This is a genomic window from Pseudoduganella violacea, assembly GCF_014191875.1.
Lineage (GTDB): Bacteria > Pseudomonadota > Gammaproteobacteria > Burkholderiales > Burkholderiaceae_D > Rugamonas > Rugamonas violacea_A.
Map to the genome: position 1 here is coordinate 224549 of NZ_JACHXD010000010.1, position 17649 is coordinate 242197.

The 17649-nt window shown below is 66.4% G+C and carries 14 protein-coding genes and 1 pseudogene; 9 read left to right on the forward strand and 6 right to left on the reverse strand.

The window, feature by feature from the left end; translation table 11 throughout:
- Nucleotides 1-5: 5 nt before the first annotated feature.
- A pseudogene (locus FHS03_RS18370) lies at nt 6-1787 on the forward strand (methyl-accepting chemotaxis protein); the annotation flags it as partial.
- On the opposite strand, the gene FHS03_RS18375 reads toward FHS03_RS18370, so the two are convergent.
- Nucleotides 1689-2261, reverse strand: coding sequence for a DNA-3-methyladenine glycosylase (locus FHS03_RS18375; RefSeq protein WP_183442397.1), 573 nt, complete (start codon nt 2259-2261; stop codon nt 1689-1691). The pseudogene FHS03_RS18370 and the gene FHS03_RS18375 overlap by 99 nt on opposite strands.
- A gap of 262 nt (nt 2262-2523) precedes the next feature.
- Between FHS03_RS18375 and FHS03_RS18380 the strand changes: the two genes are divergently transcribed.
- The 6 genes from FHS03_RS18380 (at nt 2524) to FHS03_RS18405 (ending at nt 10254) form a co-directional block, all read left to right on the forward strand.
- Entirely contained in the window at nt 2524-3390 is an 867-nt protein-coding gene (locus tag FHS03_RS18380) for an HDOD domain-containing protein (protein ID WP_183442398.1), read from the forward strand.
- Nucleotides 3391-3417: 27 nt separating this feature from the next.
- Nucleotides 3418-4620: a hypothetical protein gene (locus tag FHS03_RS18385; protein ID WP_183442399.1), complete on the forward strand. Its 1203-nt coding sequence runs from the start codon at nt 3418-3420 to the stop codon at nt 4618-4620.
- Nucleotides 4621-4676: 56 nt separating this feature from the next.
- Nucleotides 4677-5864 carry a hypothetical protein gene (locus tag FHS03_RS18390; protein ID WP_229426274.1) on the forward strand — a complete coding sequence of 396 codons (1188 nt, stop codon included), beginning with the start codon at nt 4677-4679 and terminating at the stop codon, nt 5862-5864.
- Nucleotides 5865-5948: 84 nt separating this feature from the next.
- Nucleotides 5949-7886 (forward strand): CocE/NonD family hydrolase, encoded by a 1938-nt coding sequence (locus FHS03_RS18395; RefSeq protein WP_183442400.1) that lies wholly within the window; start codon nt 5949-5951, stop codon nt 7884-7886.
- A gap of 252 nt (nt 7887-8138) precedes the next feature.
- Complete coding sequence (locus FHS03_RS18400) at nt 8139-9203, forward strand: extracellular catalytic domain type 2 short-chain-length polyhydroxyalkanoate depolymerase (RefSeq protein ID WP_183442401.1); 1065 nt, start codon at nt 8139-8141, stop codon at nt 9201-9203.
- Nucleotides 9204-9282: 79 nt separating this feature from the next.
- Nucleotides 9283-10254, forward strand: coding sequence for an alpha/beta hydrolase (locus FHS03_RS18405; protein ID WP_183442402.1), 972 nt, complete (start codon nt 9283-9285; stop codon nt 10252-10254).
- Here the strand turns inward: FHS03_RS18405 and FHS03_RS18410 are convergent.
- Nucleotides 10145-11224, reverse strand: coding sequence for an acyltransferase family protein (locus FHS03_RS18410; protein WP_183442403.1), 1080 nt, complete (start codon nt 11222-11224; stop codon nt 10145-10147). The genes FHS03_RS18405 and FHS03_RS18410 overlap by 110 nt on opposite strands.
- Nucleotide 11225: 1 nt before the next feature.
- A complete protein-coding gene (locus FHS03_RS18415) occupies nt 11226-12065 on the reverse strand; it encodes an alpha/beta hydrolase (protein ID WP_183442404.1) in 840 nt (279 codons plus the stop codon).
- 115 nt (nt 12066-12180) lie between these two features.
- On the opposite strand from FHS03_RS18415, the gene FHS03_RS18420 reads away from it, so the two are divergent.
- Complete coding sequence (locus tag FHS03_RS18420; protein WP_183442405.1) at nt 12181-12429, forward strand: DUF3297 family protein; 249 nt, start codon at nt 12181-12183, stop codon at nt 12427-12429.
- 36 nt (nt 12430-12465) lie between these two features.
- Here the strand turns inward: FHS03_RS18420 and FHS03_RS18425 are convergent, their stop codons facing one another.
- Entirely contained in the window at nt 12466-13083 is a 618-nt protein-coding gene (locus FHS03_RS18425; RefSeq protein ID WP_183442406.1) for a nitroreductase family protein, read from the reverse strand.
- Nucleotide 13084: 1 nt separating this feature from the next.
- A complete protein-coding gene (locus FHS03_RS18430) occupies nt 13085-13978 on the reverse strand; it encodes an EamA family transporter (protein ID WP_371871733.1) in 894 nt (297 codons plus the stop codon).
- 69 nt (nt 13979-14047) lie between these two features.
- Between FHS03_RS18430 and FHS03_RS18435 the strand changes: the two genes are divergently transcribed.
- Nucleotides 14048-14578, forward strand: coding sequence for a MarR family winged helix-turn-helix transcriptional regulator (locus tag FHS03_RS18435; RefSeq protein WP_183442407.1), 531 nt, complete (start codon nt 14048-14050; stop codon nt 14576-14578).
- A gap of 68 nt (nt 14579-14646) precedes the next feature.
- On the opposite strand, the gene FHS03_RS18440 is transcribed toward FHS03_RS18435, so the two are convergent.
- On the reverse strand, nt 14647-17643 hold the full coding sequence (locus FHS03_RS18440) for a sensor histidine kinase (protein ID WP_183442408.1): 2997 nt from the start codon (nt 17641-17643) through the stop codon (nt 14647-14649).
- Nucleotides 17644-17649 lie beyond the last annotated feature (6 nt).

Here is a 17649-nt window from a genome sequence, read left to right on the forward strand (position 1 = left end):
GCGCCATGCTAAACAAACTGCGTATCGGTCCTAAACTGCTGCTGGCGCCCGCGCTGGTGCTGCTGCTGCTCATCGCCACCGCCGGCTGCGCCTGGTTGGGCATGGTGCACCAGAATGCCTCGATGGAAAACCTGGTGCAGGTGCGCGCCACCCGCCTGCAGGCGGCGGCCGACGCCATGGGCGAGGCGCGCCTCGCCCATGCCGGCATCTACCAGCTGCTGGCATGGATCAATGGCAGCTTCGCCCAGCAGCGCCTGGATGAACTGGGCCGCCAGATCCGCGCGCGCCATGCGGCGCTGGAAGGCCAGTTGGGCGAGCTGGCCCAGGTCTCCTCGCCGGACGAGGCGCGCATCGTGGCCGCCTGCGCGCAGGCGCTGGCGGCCTACCGCAAGGGCGTGGAGGAAACCATGGAGCTGGCGCAGATGGACCAGTCCATCGCCACCAACGCCATGGCCAAGGCGGAGCACCAGTTCTCGCTGTTGAACGAGGATCTGGCGCAGCTGGCGGCGCTGGAGCGCAAGCTCAGCGAGGAAGCCTATGCCGCCGCCAACGCCGAATACCATCGCCTCGGCGCCGCCATGGGCGGGCTGGTGGCGCTCTCGGTGCTGCTCTCGCTGCTGGTGTCGATGCGGGTGCGCAGCGTGCTGCTGCGCGAGATCCAGGCCATCGGCAACGCCGTGCGCAGCCTGGCCGACGGCGATCTGCGCTGCGGCCCGGCCAGCGCGGGGCGCGACGAGATCGCCGAAACCGGGCGCGTGCTCGACCACAGCGTGGCGCGCCTGAACCATACGCTGCGCCTGATCCAGGACGCGGTGCAATCGATCGACACCGCCTCGCACGAAATCGCCAGCGGCAACCAGGATCTGTCGGCGCGCACCGAAATGCAGGCCAGCTCGCTGCAGCAGACGGCCAGCGCCATGGCCTGCCTGACCGGCGCCGTGCGCCAGAACGCCGAACATGCGCAGCAGGCCAGCGCGCTGGCGGCCAGCGCCAGCAGCCTGGCCAGCGACGGCGGCGCCGCCATGGGCCAGGCGGTGGCGGCGATGGAATCGATCCGCGGCTGCTCGCGCAAGATCGTGGAAATCATCGGCGTGATCGACGGCATCTCCTTCCAGACCAATATCCTGGCACTGAACGCGGCGGTGGAAGCGGCGCGCGCCGGCGAGCAGGGACGCGGCTTCGCCGTGGTGGCGGCCGAAGTGCGCACCCTGGCCCAGCGCTCGGCCAACGCCGCGCGCGAAATCAAGACCCTGATCGCGGAATCGGTGGCCACCATCGACAGCGGCAATGCCTGCGTGGGCCGGGCCGGCGGCAGCATGGACGCCATCGTCGGCTCGGTGCGCGAGGTGAACGAGATCATCGCCCGCATCAGCGCCGCCAGCAGCGAGCAGGCGCAGGGCATCAGCGAGGTGAACCAGGCCGTGGGGCAGATGGACGACGCGACCCAGCAGAACGCCGCCCTGGTCGAGGAGGCGGCGGCGGCGGCCGAAAGCCTGCAGCGGCAGGCCATCAGCCTGAGCGAGGCGGTGGCCGTGTTCGAATTGGGCGAGGCCGCGCCGGAGCCGGAGGCCGCCGCGGCGGACGGGCAAGCGCCGGCCGCGCCGGCGGCACAGGAGGACGCGGACGAGGAGTATGCGATGCCGGAGCGGCGCGCCGGCGGCAGCCGCATGCGCGCGGCGCGACCCGGTTCAGGCGCCCGGGAAGGGCTTGCTCAGAAAGCGCGAACCGGCCAGGCCGAAGCGCCAGGGCAGGTCCACCGCTTTGGAAATGCCGATGCGCGGGCCGACCGCGATGCGCACCCGGCCGCTGCGCGGCAGCAGTTCAAACGGTAGGGCGTTCAGCGCCAGCGCGTTATGGGCGCGCGTCACGCCCAGCGCCTGGCACACCCGCCCCGGCCCGGCGCACAGCAAGCGTTCATTGTGCTGGCCGCGCCGCGCGCGCATCGCCTCCAGCCCGAGCACCGGCTCCAGCGCGCGGATCAGTACCCCGGCCCCATGGCCCTCCTCGCGGCAGACGAAGTTCAGGCACCAGTGCATGCCGTAGGACAGATACACATAGGCGTGGCCCGGCGCACCGAACATGGCCTGGTTGCGCGGCGTCGGCCCGGAAAAACTGTGCGAGGCCGGGTCTTCCCGGTCGTAGGCCTCGGTTTCCACGATGCGCCCGCCCACGCCGTCCACCAGCACGGTGACGCCGATCAGGCGCCGCGCCACCTCGCGCGACGGGGCGGCAAAATCGATGCCGGCGATGAAAGTTGTCATGCCGGCTATTCTAGCCCGGCTGGCGCCAGCCGGCTTGCCGCCGTCCAAGCTATCGTGCCATCCCTTCAAGCTTGCCCATTCTTGCTGTCTTTTCGCCATGAAATCGCCGCACTTGGACAACAATTCCCTGATTTAGAGGAAATATTCCCCGCTCCGGCCGTCGTCCAGCCGCCAAAACCGGCGATAATCGGAGCTTGGCCACCCGGGCAATATAGTTGCAGGTAGGCTATAGTTCAGGTACGCCAGTCCACCCCATATCGATATGACGACAGTTGCAGCCCCCGCCCCGGTACAAGAAACATCGGTCGAAGACGCTTTGCTGCGTTCGATCCGCATTCCGCCGCGGCCCAGCCTGCTGGTCGACCTGCAACGCGAGCTGGGGACCGACGATCCCTCGCCGCGCCGCATCGCGCGCATCATCGGCAACGACGTCGGCATGTCCGGCGCCCTGCTGAAGCTGGCCAACTCGCCGTTCTTCGGCGCCGCGCGCAAGGCCAAGTCGGTGGAACAGGCCATCAATTTCCTCGGCCTTAACCAGTGCGCCGCCCTGCTCACCGGGCTGCTGGCGCGCCAGGCCATCGAGGGCCAGCAAGCCGAATTGAACCAGTTCTGGGAAGTGTCGGCGCGCCGCGCCCAGGCCCTGGTGTTCCTGGCCCGCAAGCTGCGCGTGGCCCCGCCCGACATCGCCCATACCTTCGGCCTGTTCTGCGATATCGGCGTGCCGCTGCTGATGGCGCGCTTCCCCGACTACCGCCAGACTTTCGAGCTGGCCTGCAAATCGGCCACGCGCAAGATCACCGCCATCGAGGACGAGCACCACACCACCAACCACGCCGCCATCGGCTGCCTGCTGGCGCGCAACTGGGGGCTCTCGCCCGACGTGTCCTGGGCCATCCTGCACCACCACGATTACGAAGTGCTGGAGGACGACAGCACCGACGACGCCATCCGCTCCCTGGTTGCGGCCTCGGTACTGGCCGAACACGGCATTCAGCGTTACCATGGCAACCGCGCCTCGCTGGAGTGGGACAAGGGCGGTGAACCGGCTTGCCGCCATCTGGGCCTGAGCCCCGACGAAACCGCCGACCTGCTCGACGAGCTGCACGAATCCTTCCATTTCGACCACTAAGCCCGCCAACGGGCATTCACGAATCCCATGCCCAAGAATAAGCGCCCCGCCCCGCGTAAATCCAGCACGCCCCCCGAAGAAAAAGAAGAAGTCCTGAGCCAGGCCTTGTGCGCCCTGGCGCTGGAACTGGCCGAGCAGGAGGATGGCGACAGCCTGGGCGCCGAACTGCGCGACAAGGAGCAGGACTTCGCGCGCCTGCTGCGCCGCTACCTGAACCAGCAAAAAGACGAGATCCTGTACGGCGCCATCGAACAGGCGCGCTATGAAGACGTGGGCGCCTACCAGCTGCTGCGCAGCGCCATCGAGGAAGCCGCCGGCACCGTGCAGCTGCGCCGCGAAGGCGCCCCGGCGCTGGAAATCGACGCTTTCGCCATTCCCGTGTTCGCGCGCAGCCAGGGCGGCTTGAAACTGGAGCAATGCTTCCAGGACGACGCCGCCTACGACGCGCTGCTGCAAAGCCTGCGCAGCGGCGGCCTGGAAAGCCCGCAAGCAAAACTGGTGCTGGTGCGCCACGCCTACGACCTGGGCGAGGCCGAACGCATCAGCTACGGCCAGCTCAACGCCATGGTGCGCGAAGCGGCGGCCTCGCTGACGGAAAAGAAGATGAGCGAAGCGCCGGCGCTGCAGCGCAGCATCGCCGGCTGGAGCGGCCCCGCGTTCGGCGCCGGCGACGAGGCGGTCGAGCTGCGCTTCCTGCTCGGCTTCGCGCTGAAGCGGGCCGACGATCCCTTTTACGCCATCCCCGCCGGCGAAGACCAGGCCGACGCCTACTTCGCCAGCCGTATGGAACGCTACCGCGCCTGGACCCAGCAATACGCGCCGCTGGTGCGGCGCTGCCTGGCCGGCGAGCGCGCGCTGGAACTGAACTTCCTGTACCAGGATCTGTTCTTCGGCGCCGTGCAGCAGGGCCAGGCCGAACATGCGATGCTGGCCATGATGGCCGAGCTGGCGCAAGCCCTGCAGGGCCAGTCCGCCGCCCAGGCCGCGGCCATCGTCGGTCCGGCCGACAGCGGCGGCAGCATGCAACTGCGCGTGAACCTGTACGCGGCGCCGGGCGGCGCCCTGCTCGCCGCCAGCGCGCGGCCGCTGGACCTGGGCTGCGACCTGGAAGCCGAGGTCGAGGACGTGCGCGACGCCCTGGCCACGCTGGGCGTGCAGGCCGTCTCTGTGGCGCGCCGCTTCGACGCGCAAGGCCAGCCGGAAGACGTGGTCGCGCTGCCTGCGCAATAAGCATTTCCTGTTTGACAGCATCTCCCCAGGCGAGGATACTTTCCCCAGGGAGGTGCATGATGAAACGTCTGATTGTCCTTGTGTGCGCGCTGCTGCTGAGCGCCTGTTCCAGCACCACCATCCACCCGGCCGCGCCGCCGGCGGCCCAGCTTTTCAGCGACCAAAGCTTTGCCGTCGCCAGCGAAGACGTGGGCGCCGAGCAGATCCTGGCGGCGACGCCGGCCATGAAGCGCTATGTGGACGAAGCCCTGCGCAGCCAACGCGACAAACCGCCCCACCGCGCCCTGTTCGACGCCCTCTACCGGCGCGACCAGCTCAAGATCGAATACGATTCCGCCAACACCCGCACCGCCGCCCAGACTTTCGAGGCGCGCGCCGGCAACTGCATTTCCCTGGTCATCATGACGGCGGCGCTGGCGCGCGAAATGGGGCTGCAGGTGCAGTTCCAGAACGTGTCTGTGGACGAAAGCTGGAGCCGCTCCGGCAGCCTGTACATCTCCAGCGGCCATGTGAACATTGTCCTGGGCCGCAACAAGATGTACCAGGCCAGCTATGACGCCAATGCCTACCTGGTGATCGACTTCCTGCCGCCGGCCGACATCCGCAGCCTGGATGCGCGCCAGATCGACGAAAAGACCGTGCTGGCCATGTTCATGAACAACCGCGCCGCCGAATCGCTGGTGGCGGGCAAGCTGGACAACGCCTACTGGTGGGCGCGCGGCGCCATCCTGCAAGACCCGGACTTCTACAGCGCCTACAACACCCTGGGCGTGATCTACAAGCAGCATGGCGACCTGGCGCTGGCCGAGCGCACCATGCGCTATATGGCCCAGCTGACGCCCTCCAGCACCGTGCCGCTGTACAACCTGGCGCGCATCCTGGACAGCATGGGCCGCGACGCCGAAGCCAAGACCGTGCGCGAGCAGCTGGCGCGCATGGAGCCCAATCCGCCCTTCCATTACTTCAACCTGGGCCTGAAAGCCATGGAGGAAGGCCAGTACTTCAAGGCGCGCGCCCTGTTCGCGCGCGAAGTCGAGCGCCAGCCCGGCTACCACGAATTCCACTTCTGGCTGGCCCTGGCGGCCTATAAGCTGGGCGATCTGCGCCTGGCCGACAAGCACCTGAAGCTGGCGCTGGAAAACAGCACCACGCGGCGCGACCACGAGCTGTACGCGGGCAAGCTGGAACGCTTGCGCGCCGAAGGCATCCGCCTGCGCGGCGGCCGCGGCAGCGACCCGGATTGAGGCGGCGATACGCCGCGCCGGGCAAGATTGCCTTTTCCGTCATACGGTTTACACTGTGGGACTTTCCACCCCACAGTGCCGACCATGATCCGACCTCTTTCCGTACTGGCCCTTTCCCTGGCGCTCTGCGGCGCCGCCCATGGCTTTGACCGCGCCGCCGTGCTGGCCGCCGACGACGCGCCCGCAGCGCCGAAAAGCAGCCCGCGCGAACACTACACCAAATACGAATTCCGCATTCCCATGCGCGACGGCGCGCGCCTGTTCACCACGGTCTATGTGCCGAAAGACAGTTCGAAAAGCTATCCCTTCCTGATCGAACGCACGCCCTACAGCGCCGGGGTGCGCGAACAGGGCAAGCTGCAGTACGGCGTGGAGTTCTATCCCAAGTCGCTCGGCCCTTCGCGCGAATTCGAGCAGGCCGGCTATATCTTCGTGCGCCAGGACGTGCGCGGCCGCTATATGTCGGAGGGCAAATGGCAGGAGATGACGCCGCACATCAACGCCCAGCGCGCGCCCGGCGAAGGCAATGAGAGCCAGGACATGCACGACACCATCGAGTGGCTGCTGAAGAATGTGCCGGGCAATAACGGCAAGGCCGGCATCTACGGCATTTCCTATCCCGGCTTCTACACCTCGGCCAGCATCATCGATTCGCATCCGGCCATCAAGGCCGCCTCGCCGCAGGCGCCGGTGACCAATCTGTTCATGGGCGACGACGCCTACCACGGCGGCGCGCTGATGCTGGCGGCGAACTTCGACTTCTACTCCGCCTTCACCAGCGAGCAGAATCCCACCGCCCAGCCGAAGAACTGGGAAAGCTTCGACTACGGCATGGCCGACGGCTACGACTATTTCCTCAAGCATCAGAGCCTGGCCAACATCCTGGCCCAGCTCCAGCCCAAGCAGCGCACCTATCTGGAGCCGACCATTGAGCACAGCTCCTACGACGCGTTCTGGAAGTCGCGCGATATCGCGCCGCACCTGAAAAACGTGCGCGCCGCCGTGCTGACCGTGGGCGGCTGGTTCGACGCGGAAGACCTGCAAGGCCCGTTCACCACCTACCAGGCCATCGGCCGCAACAACCCCGGCATCTTCAACGGCCTGGTGATCGGCCCCTGGTCGCATGGCGGCTGGGCCGGCGGCGAGGGCCGCAATCTGGGTCCGGTGAAATTCGACAGCAAGACTTCCGAGCACTTCCGCCAGAAGATCCAGTTCCCCTTCTTCGAGCAGCATCTGAAAGGCGTGAAGCCGGAACAGGCCACGGCCAATGTGAACGCCTTCGAAACCGGCAGCAATGTCTGGCGCCAGTACAGCGCCTGGCCGCCGCAGCAGGCCAAGGCGCGCACGCTCTACTTCGGCGCCAACGGCACCCTGCACTGGCAGCAGCCGGCGGCCGGCGGCGGCGAGTACGACGAATACGTCAGCGATCCGAAAAAACCGGTGCCGTATATCGGCTACGCGGCCACCGGCGTGCCGCGCGAATACATGGTGTCGGACCAGCGCTTTGCCTCCAGCCGTCCCGACGTGCTGGTCTACCAGAGCGAGGTGCTGGAAGAAGATGTGACGCTGGCCGGCCCGGTCGCGCCCAAGCTCTTCGTCTCCACCAGCGGCAGCGACGCCGACTGGGTGGTCAAGCTGATCGACGTCTATCCGCAGGAGTATCCGGCGCCGGCCAAGGAAGACGGCGCCAGCGCGGTGAAGATGGCGGGCTACCAGCAGCTGGTGCGCGGCAATCCCCTGCGCGGCAAATTCCGCCACAGCTTCGAAAAGCCGGAAGCGTTCACGCCCGGCAAAGTGGAAGCGCTGAACTTCCAGCTGGGCGACGTCAACCACACCTTCCGCCGCGGCCACCGCATCATGGTGCAGGTGCAAAGTTCCTGGTTCCCGCTGATCGACCTGAATCCGCAAAAGTTCATGGACATTCCAAAAGCGAAGCCTGAGGACTTCCAGAAAGCCACCCAGCGCGTGTACCGCGCGCCGGCCACGCCGTCCGGTATCGCGGTGCAAGTGCTGGCGCGCTAAGCCGTTTCCCCTCCCTTTCCCGGGGCCGGAAGCATCGGCCTTCCGTCCCGGGCAAGACCTTATGCTGGTCAGAAAAGGCCGGTGCTGCAAGTGATTTGTATTTTCGCCACTCCGAAATTTTAAGCATGCTTGGCTGCGGTTTTGTGTGGGATGATCGCCGGTGCATCTGATTGTGCAGCGCGTCAAACTCCCGCCCTGCAACCCTGTGCACGGGCGGGCCATCCCCGATGTTCGCCACTTAGGAGTCCGAAGATGAAACTGTCATCCTCGCTTGCCGCTTCCGCCATTCTGCTGGCCGCCGCTCCCTGGGTCCACGCCAGCCCGCCCTTGCCGGCGCTGGGCGCCGACCAGAATGCCACTTCCGTCTCGGGCCTCTCGTCCGGCGCTTTCATGGCGGTGCAATACCAGGTCGCCTATTCCAATTCCGTGGTCGGCGCCGGCGTGGTGGCGGGCGGCCCTTACTACTGCGCCGCCAACGGCTTCCTCGCTTATGCCGCCATCTGCATGGGCCAGGTGCCGTTCGTGCCGCCCAATCCGGCCTTGATGGCGTCCGCCGCGCGCAGCTTCGCCGACGCCGGCCAGATCGACCCGCTCACGGGCTTGAACAAGGCGCGCATCTACGTCTTCAGCGGCACGCGCGACACCGTGGTCTACCAGCAGGCGGTGAACGCCACCGTGTCCTTCTTCAAACAGGTGGGCGTGGACAAATCGAATGTCCAGTACGTGAACAATGTGCCGGCCGGCCACGCGCTGCTGACGCCCTCCTTCGGCAATCCCTGCGCCGACAATGCCGCGCCCTATATCAGCCACTGCACCGTGCAGCAGCAGGCCTACGACCAGGCGGGCGCCATCTTCAACCACATCTACGGCAATGCCAGGCCGCCGGCCAGCAACCTGTCGGGCCAGATCATCAAGTTCAACCAGCGCGAGTTCGCCAAGGCCGATAGCGGCATGGCGGAGGATGCGTTCGCCTATGTGCCGAAAGCCTGCAGCGGCAGCGGCAATGCCTGCAAGGTGCACGTGGCCTTCCACGGCTGCCTGCAGTCCGCTGAATCTGTGCAGGACGATTTCTACGGCAAGACCAGCTACAACGCCTGGGCCGACACGAATAACATCATCGTGCTGTATCCGCAGGTGAACAAGTCCGACATCCCGTTCAACCCGAACGGTTGCTGGGATTGGTTCGGCTACACCGACAGCAATTACGCGCTGAAATCGGGACAGCAGATGGTGGCCGTGAACGCCATGGTCAAGCGCCTGACCGCCGCGCCGACCAGCGTGCAGGCCGCCGCCGTGACGGACGGCGTGTCGCGCTGAACCCGCGGGCTGTTGCCGCCGCCGGCTTTTTCTCGTCTGCCGCGCGCAAGGCGGCGGCGATTCTCGCTACACTGGAGGCATGAACAACTCCAGAAAAATGGCGGCGGCCGCAGGCATGATGGGCTTTGTCTGGGCCGGGCTGACGGCCGTGGTGGCGGCCAGCCAGCGCAAGCTGCTGTTCAATCCCAACGTCAAGCGCGAGGTGCGCAGCCCGCGCAGCAGCGGCCATCGCACGCGCGCCGTGGTGCTGCGCGCGGCCGACGGCACCAAATTGGCCGGCTGGCTGATGACGCCGCGCCAGCCCGGCCCCTACCCCGCCGTGATCTATTTCGGCGGCCGCTCGGAGGAAGTGTCCTGGGTGGCGCGCGACGCCGGCACCCTGTTCCCCGGCATGGCGGTGCTGGCCATGAATTACCGCGGCTACGGCGAATCGCAGGGCGAGCCGGGCGAAGAACATATGGTGGAAGATGGGCGCATGCTGTTCGACTGGCTGCGCGATAGCGCCAACGCCGATGCGGCGCGCATTGCCGTGGTGGGCCGCAGCCTGGGCTCCGGCGTGGCGGTGCAGGTGGCGATGGAACGCGCCGTGCATTCGATCGTGCTGATCACGCCCTATGACTCCATCCTGGCGCTGGCGCGGCGCCGCTTCCGCGCCATGCCGATCGGGATGGTGCTCAAGCACCGCTTCGAATCGGTCAAGCATGCCGAGCGCCTGACCGCGCCGACCTATGTGCTGCGCGCCGCCAGCGACGATGTGGTGCCGCACTCGCACACCGATGAACTGGTGACGCGCCTGAACCGCCTGCACCTGGACGAGACCGTGCCCGGCACCGATCACATGAATATTCCCTATCTGGAAATCACGCAGCGCAAGATCGCGCAATTCCTGTCGACGCAATTTGCCCAGGCCACTGAGCAAGCCGGCGCAAGGCCGGCGGCAACTAGCCAGGTTTCGCCGCCAGCGCCGCCGGTGCTGGCAGGCGGCGCAGCAGGAATGCTTGCAGGGGTTGCTCCAGCCAGCGATATACCGCCAAAGCAAGCAGCACGGTAAGTACCAGCGTCAGCGCCAGGAAAGCCGATGTCCCGCCATGCCAACCGGCGAGTCCCCAAGCGCGGCCGGCCGGTCCCAGCACGAAACTGTGCGTCAGGTACAGGCTATAGGACGCGCCGCCCAACAATACAATACCGCGCCGCAGGCTGGATACGCGGCCGGCGCCAATCGACGGCTCCGCAGCCAGGCCGCAAACGAACATCGCCCCCAGCGCCGCCAGCGGCGAGAACAGCTGCGCCCCTTGCCACCACTGGATGCCGATGCAGTAGGCCAGGATAAAACTCAGCGCCAATGCTGCCTGGATCCGGAAGCTGAGCCGCCACACCCGCTGCCCCAGTGCCAGGCGCCACCAGCCCAGCGCCATCCCGGCGCAGAAGCACAGCAGGATGGGGGCGCACCAGAATGCCAGCAGCTGTTCAGGTCCGCTGCCCGGCGCCGGATTCAGCCACAGCCCGGCCCCCACGGCAGCGCCCATCAAGAGCAGCAAGCCGGCCACGCCGCGCCCCAGCTTCTGCGTCAGGGCGAGGGCAAACAGGGCATAAAAGAGCATTTCATAATTCAGGGTCCAGCCCAACCCATAAACCGGATGCCAGTAACCTTTGGCGTTCTCGTAAGGGATAAACAGCAAGGACTTGAACATGGCAGCCAGCGACGGCGCTTCGCCGCTCAGCGCCAGCTTCAAGGCGTAGATCAGCGTGGCCAGCCAATACAGCGGCACAACGCGGATGCAGCGGCGCCAGAAAAATGCCAGAGGCTGCGCGCCGGGCGCGCTGCGGTCGCGCGTCGAAATCACCATGATGTAGCCGCTGATCATAAAGAACAGTTCCACCCCCAGCTTACCCAGCGCTTCAGCCTGCGCCATATCCACGGTGTCGACACCGGCCTTGCGCTTGATCGTAAACAGGGCATGGTTCAGCCCCACCAGCAGCGCGGCCACGGCGCGCAGCAGCTGAAGCGAGTCGATTTTCATCTTATCCGGGCTTGAACGCGCTGCGGAAGGCACGCAGCGCGGCCGGGTGGTAGACCGTCAGGTGGGTTTCGTCGGGCAGCGGCGCCAACTGCCAGCGCAGGCCTTCGACCTTGCTGCCGGCCAGAGCGGCCTCCAACTGCTGCGCCAGTTCCGGCATGCCTTTTTCGCCGCTGGCCGCCACGTACAGGGTTTTATCGAGGCGCTTATGGGCGCGCAGCCTGGCGCCGGCCTGTTGCAGCAGCTGGCGCTTGTTCCACCATAGACTTGGATCGATGGCGATATAGGTGTCGAACAGTTGCGGCTCCTGCAGGAAGGTTTCCATCACGAACAGGCCAGCCAGCGACTCGCCGATGATGGCGCTTTCCTGCGTGGTGCGGTAGCGCGCCTTCACCTGCGGCATCAGCTCTTCCCGGATAAAGCTGCGGTAAGCCGCCGAACCGCCCACCACGGGGGCGATCTTGCGGTCTTCGGCAACTTCGGTGGGGCCGGTCAGGTCGCGCCGGCGCTGGGTGTTTTCTATGCCGACCAGCATGAAGGAGCGCATGGTGCCGTTGGCCACCGAAACCTGCAGCAGGCCGGCCACATGCAGGAAGTCTTCGGCCAGGCCGCCATCCGGCATATACAGCACCGGCAGCGGCGCGTCGGGCGCGTCGTTCCAGCCGCGCGCCATATACACATTGATGCGGCGGGTTTCGCCCAGATGGCGGGAATCGATGGTGAAGGTGTCGCCGATGGACAGCGGAGCCGCCTTGCTGAATGCCTCCGCCGCCTGCAGCGGGCTGAATGCCGCCGCTGCCACCGTTGCTGCCATTGCTGCCAGAACCTTGCGTCTTGCCGTCATGCGCCTGCCTCCCGTGTTTTTTGAAGGGCAAGTCTATGAAAAGATGGGGGATTTGTCCACAACGTTCGGCAAGCGGAGATTGTGCTGGAACGCGTTCTGGCGGATAATTTCGGCCATGAACGATACTACTACCCGCCCCCCACTGCCCGATCACCTGTCCGTCGACCCACGCAGCCCGCACCATGTCGCGGCCGTGTTCGAGTTCGATATCGGCATCAAATTCAATGACAAAGACCGCTTCGACGTCGAGGAATACTGCATCAGCGAAGGCTGGATCAAGGTGCCAGCCGGTAAAACCCTGGACCGCAAGGGCCGCCCCATGCTGATCAAGCTGAAGGGCAAGGTCGAAGCCTTCTACCGTTAATCCACAGGCCACGGCATCCACCGTGGCCTTTTCATTTCAGGCAAACTCCATCACTTCCGCCAGCGGCCTGCGCGGCTTCTGCGGCCAATTTTCCTGCGTGGCGTAGCCCACCGTCACCAGCATCACCGGCACATCGCGCTCGGACAGGCCGAATTCGCGCGCCACGCCCTGCTGATCGAAGCCGCCCATCGGGCAGGTATCCAGACCCATGCCCTCGGCCGCCAGAATCAGCGTCATGGCCGCCAGCGAGGCGGAGCGGATCGCTTCATCGCGCTGCAGTTGCGGATTGTCGTGGTGCGCGCCGTGCGCCATCCCCACCCAGCTTTGCAGCATCGAAGCGTTGATGATGCCGGCATCGAGCGAAGGCTGCAGCGCGCCGGCCAGTCCCTCATGCGCGGCCAGCGTGCCGCAGACGATGAAGGTGACGGCAGCTTCCGCCACTTTTTTCTGGCCATAGGCGACGTCCAGCAGGCGGGCCTTGGCCTGCGGCGAACGCACGGCCACGAATTTCCAGTTCTGGAAGTTGTAAGCCGATGGCGCCAGCGTCGCCAGGCGCACCAGTTCCGCGACTTGCTGATCGCTCAGCGCGCGGCTGCTGTCGAAGTTGTTGACCGAGGTGCGGGATTCAATCAGGTTTTTAATATTTTCGTACACATCAAGCTCCTAAAACACGTTGTTGTGGCGCGGCGGCTTGCGCCCATTGTACGGCCAGCACGCTGCCGAACACAGTAATCAATCCCAGTAGTGACCAGCCGCGCATGCTCTGTCCCAGCAAGGCCCAGCCCAGGATCACGGCGGTCAAAGGGCTGAGCAGGCCAAGCGAGGACACGGCCACCGGCGACAGGCGCGCAATGCCGCGGAACCACAAGGCGTAAGCGACCAGGGCGCCAGCCAGCGACAGATAGGCATAGCCCATCACCGCGCCGCTGCCCAGCGCCGGCAGCGGCGGATCGGCCAGCAGCGCCAGCGGCAGCAGCATCGCGCCGCCGGCCAGCAACTGCCAGCCGGTGAAGGCCAGCACCGGCACATCGGGACGCCAGCGGCGCGCCAGATAGGTGCCGGCCGCCATGCAGGCCGCCCCCGCCAGGGCGGCGGCGATGCCCAGCGCATCCCAGGCGGCGCCCGGCGTCAGCAGCAGGGCCGCCATGCCGAGCACACCGGCGACGCTGGCCCAGACCGCAACGCGCGCCGGCCTTGCGCCATCCAGCGACCAGGCCATGCCCATCACCAGCAAGGGCTGGATGGCGCCGACCACCGCCGCCACGCCACCCGGCAGCCGGTAGGCGGCGACAAACAGCAAGGCCTGGAAGCAGCCGATATTCAGCGCCGCCAACAGCGCCAGCCGGCCCCAGTCGCGCCGCGCCGGCAGGCGCCGCACGAACAGGCTGAGTAACAGGCCGGCGGGCAGGCAGCGCAGCAGGGCCGCCGTGAACGGCCGGTCCGGCGGCAGAAAGGTGGTGGTGACGATATAGGTCGAACCCCAGATGACCGGCGCCAGCGCGGTCAGCAAGACATTTCCCCAGGATATGCGCGGCATCATGCTCTCCATTTATCTTCAATTCAAGATAATTATTCCAGCTTATAATCTTGAGATCAAGATAAATTTAAGGAAAATCCGATGGCGAAGAAACGGCCGGCCGATGCGGTCGACAAGATACTCGAACAATGGAACCGCGAGCGCCCGGAACTGGACGTGGCCCCCATGGGGACGATCGGCCGCCTGAAGCGCTGCGCGGCGCTGGTGCAGCGCCGCCTCGACGCGGTGTTTGCCGCCCATGGCTTGAGCAGCTGGGAATTCGACGTGCTGGCGACACTGCGCCGCTCGGGCGCGCCCTACTGCCTGGCGCCGACCCATCTGTTTTCGGCGCTGATGATCACCTCCGGCACCATGACCCACCGCCTGAAAGGGCTGGAAACGCGCGGCCTGGTGCAGCGCCTGGCCAATGCAGAGGATGCGCGCAGCATTCTGGTGCAGCTGACGGACGACGGCTTGCTCCTGATCGACCGCGCGGTGGCGGCCCATGTGGACAACGAGCGCCGTATCCTGGCGCCGCACAGCGGCAGCGAATTGGCCGCGCTCGATGCCAGCCTGGCGCGCCTGCTGGCGGTGCTGGAGCCGGCCGACGACGGTGGAAACAGCCGGACTTAGATAGCCCCGCTCCGCGCGCCAGGTACGCTCCCTTGCGAAGCCGCGTCGAACAGCCGCAATCCGGCCGCTCAACGGCGGCGCAACCATCCCCAGCGCGCCGCACGGTCGGCTGCGCGGTAAGCCAGGTGCGCGGGGACGATCAGGGCGATCTCCGTCCCGGCATCCGGCGCGCTGCGGATTTCCAGTTCCGCCTTGAGCGCCGCCGCCCTCTCGCGCATGCCGGGCAAGCCCCAATGGCCGCTGCGACCGCCCGCTTGCAGGATCGCCGGCGCCATGCCCCGGCCATCGTCCTTCACGCCAAGGCGCAGACCATCATCCCGGTAGGCCAGCGTGATGTCGACGCGGCCGGCCTGCGCGTGCTGCAGCGCGTTGTTGAACGCTTCCCTGGCGATGGCCGCCATCTCGTCGCAGACTTGGGCCGGCACATCGCGCGGTGCGCCCGTCACGCCGACCACGCATTCCACCTGCTGCTCGGCGCGCCATCCCGCCAGTTGCCGCAACGCGCTTTGGAGCCTGTCGCCAGTCTCGGGGCCAAGCCGCAGATCGCTCACCTGGTCGCGCGCTTCGGCGATCACCTGGTCCGCCGCATCCAGCGCCTTTTCCATCATCCGCCGTTCCGGCAGGCCGGATGGCAGGGGCGCCATCGCCAGCTGGAAGCGCGTGGTCAGAATCTGCACGCCTTGCAGCAGGGTGTCATGCAGGGCGCGCGCGATGCGCTCCCGCTCCAGCAGGCGGACGTGATAATGCTCGCGCGCGCGCCGCGTCGCCAGCGCCAGCCGCCAGCGGTAGAACAGATACAGCGCAAGCAGGAAAGCCGCCGCGCACAGGGACTTGAACCAGATGGTCTGCACGAAGCTGGGCTGAATCGAAAAATCCAGGCTGGCGCCGCTTTCGTTCCACAGGCCGTCGTTATTCGAGGCAATCACGCGAAAGCGGTAATGGCCCGGCGCCAGGCCGGTGTAGTAAGCGGTGCGCCGCGTTCCCGCTTCCTGCCAAGCCTCGTCCACGCCTTCCAGGCGGTACTTGAACTGCATGCGCTCGGGCATGGTCAGGCTGAGGGCCGTGTAATCGATCTGCGCCGACGTGGAACCCGGCGGCAGTGCCGGCGTTCCCGTGGCGTCGAAGACCATCTCGCCCGAACGCAGACGGCGCACCAGCACGGTGGGACGCAGCGGATTGCGCGCCATGGCTTCTGGCGCCAGATTGTAGATGCCGAAAGAGGTGCTGAACCACATCCGGCCGTCCGTTCCCATCAGCGCCGTCGGCGTCTGCGCGTACTGCGCCGGTGTGCCGCGCAAACCATCGAGAAAATCATAGCGGCTGAAGCGCACCTTGTAGGCGCTGTCGCGCCTGGCCGCCGCCAGTTCCGCCGCCGTGATGCCGCTGATGCCATACAGGCCGTTGATCCACAAGGTGCCTTTCGCGTCGAAGACCAGGCCGGATGCGCCCGAAAACGCATCGCCCGCGCGCGCCGAGATCGTGGCAAAGCGCTTGCCGTCGTAGACCGCCACGCCATCTTCGCCGCCGATCCAGATCTCGCCGCGGTATTCCGTGAATTGCTTGATGGAGCCGAGCCGCGGACCATCGGACTCCTGCAGAATGCGCAGCTGTTCGCCATCCAGCAGCGCGATCTCATTGGTGGTGGAGCCGAACCACATGCGCCCTCTGGAATCGCAAAAGATGGCGATGGCTTTGAAGTCTTCCAGTTGGCGATGGCCGCCGCCCGACTGCCAGACGCCGTTCCGATAACGCTGAAGCCTGGAGCGGATGATCCATAGCGCGCCGGTGGCGTCCTTCGCCATGCCGCTGATGGCGGCCTCCTTTTTTTCCGTGGGCGGCAGATCGATGGTCTGGCTCCTCCCATCGACCACATGGAAAAGCTCGGTGAGGGAGCCGATCCAGAAACTGCCGTCAGGATCGCTATACACATTGGTCACGATGTTCTTGGCCGTGGGCGGCGGACCAATCAAGGTGGCGGCCTCCCTACCCTGGCCGGGCCGCTCCAGCACATAGCGGTCTACGCGCAGGCTGCCGTTCGGACCGGCGGCGATGGGGCGCGCGTCGGCCAGATAGTCCGGCACGTCGATCGATTCCAGGCGATTGGCGCGGAAGCGGTCCAGCCCTTTGCCCGTGCCGATCCAGGTATTGCCCTCCCGGTCCACCAGCATGGCGTTCACGGTGCCGCTCAAGCCTTGCGGCTCGTCCAGCCAGGTGACGCGGTCGGGAGCCTGCGCGCGGCCGACGCGCAGCACGCCGAATTCCTTGCTGGGCGCGGCCCAGGCATTGCCCTGCTGATCGAAGGCCAGATACGAGATTGCCGGCAAGGCCGGGGGCTGGAACACCGGCCGCCCGGTTGGAGCATGCAGCATCTGCAGGCCGGCCTTGTCCAGATCGGACATCCAGATGCTGCCGTCCGGCGCCTTGACGATCTGGCCATAGCTGCCGCCATCGGCCGCGCGGCGGAAAGCGCTCTCGCCGCGCGCGCGGGCAACAGTCGCGTCCACCGTCCGCACCCACAGCGTGCCAGCATCGTCCAGCAGGATGGCGCCCACCCGCGCTTTGGCGGATACGCCATCGATTTGGGCCAGGCGCCAGGCTGGCGCGCCCGGCGCGCGGTGATACAGGCCGCTCGCCGTGCCCACCCAGACACCGCCATCCAGATCATGCACGACGGTACGGACGGTTGACGGTGGCAGGCCGTCCTTGGCGCCAAAGTGGCTCAGCTTTCCGTCCTGCAGCACGCTGAAGCCGCCGAAGCGATAACCGGCCCACAGCGCGCCGGAAGGCAGAGTGCCGACCGTGAGTACGCTGGATGAGGCGAGCGGCTGCTTGATGTCCTGGTATTTTTCGAAGCTCACGCCATCGAAGCGGAACAATCCGCGCGAACTCGCCATCCACAGCCAGCCATCCGGGGTCTGCGCCAGGCCCGTGATCCGTCCCGGCACGCCGTCCTTCGCGCTCCAGGCAGTATGGTGCTGGGTGATGATGGGGTAGTTGAGTTCAGCGGCAAGCGCGGTTTTGCAGAAGAGCAGGAACGCAAAAAGAAAAATGACCCGTCGGTGCATAAGATC

What these genes read in the sequence shown, in the direction of transcription:
- FHS03_RS18435 (WP_183442407.1), top strand. Translation starts at nt 14,048, where the DNA reads ATGGCGAAGAAACGGCCGGCCGATGCGGTCGACAAGATACTCGAACAA.
- FHS03_RS18430 (WP_371871733.1), bottom strand. Translation starts at nt 13,978, where the DNA reads ATGGAGAGCATGATGCCGCGCATATCCTGGGGAAATGTCTTGCTGACC.
- FHS03_RS18420 (WP_183442405.1), top strand. Translation starts at nt 12,181, where the DNA reads ATGAACGATACTACTACCCGCCCCCCACTGCCCGATCACCTGTCCGTC.
- FHS03_RS18390 (WP_229426274.1), top strand. Translation starts at nt 4,677, where the DNA reads ATGATGAAACGTCTGATTGTCCTTGTGTGCGCGCTGCTGCTGAGCGCC.
- FHS03_RS18400 (WP_183442401.1), top strand. Translation starts at nt 8,139, where the DNA reads ATGAAACTGTCATCCTCGCTTGCCGCTTCCGCCATTCTGCTGGCCGCC.
- FHS03_RS18385 (WP_183442399.1), top strand. Translation starts at nt 3,418, where the DNA reads ATGCCCAAGAATAAGCGCCCCGCCCCGCGTAAATCCAGCACGCCCCCC.
- FHS03_RS18395 (WP_183442400.1), top strand. Translation starts at nt 5,949, where the DNA reads ATGATCCGACCTCTTTCCGTACTGGCCCTTTCCCTGGCGCTCTGCGGC.
- FHS03_RS18380 (WP_183442398.1), top strand. Translation starts at nt 2,524, where the DNA reads ATGACGACAGTTGCAGCCCCCGCCCCGGTACAAGAAACATCGGTCGAA.
- FHS03_RS18410 (WP_183442403.1), bottom strand. Translation starts at nt 11,224, where the DNA reads ATGAAAATCGACTCGCTTCAGCTGCTGCGCGCCGTGGCCGCGCTGCTG.
- FHS03_RS18440 (WP_183442408.1), bottom strand. Translation starts at nt 17,643, where the DNA reads ATGCACCGACGGGTCATTTTTCTTTTTGCGTTCCTGCTCTTCTGCAAA.
- FHS03_RS18405 (WP_183442402.1), top strand. Translation starts at nt 9,283, where the DNA reads ATGAACAACTCCAGAAAAATGGCGGCGGCCGCAGGCATGATGGGCTTT.
- FHS03_RS18415 (WP_183442404.1), bottom strand. Translation starts at nt 12,065, where the DNA reads ATGACGGCAAGACGCAAGGTTCTGGCAGCAATGGCAGCAACGGTGGCA.
- FHS03_RS18375 (WP_183442397.1), bottom strand. Translation starts at nt 2,261, where the DNA reads ATGACAACTTTCATCGCCGGCATCGATTTTGCCGCCCCGTCGCGCGAG.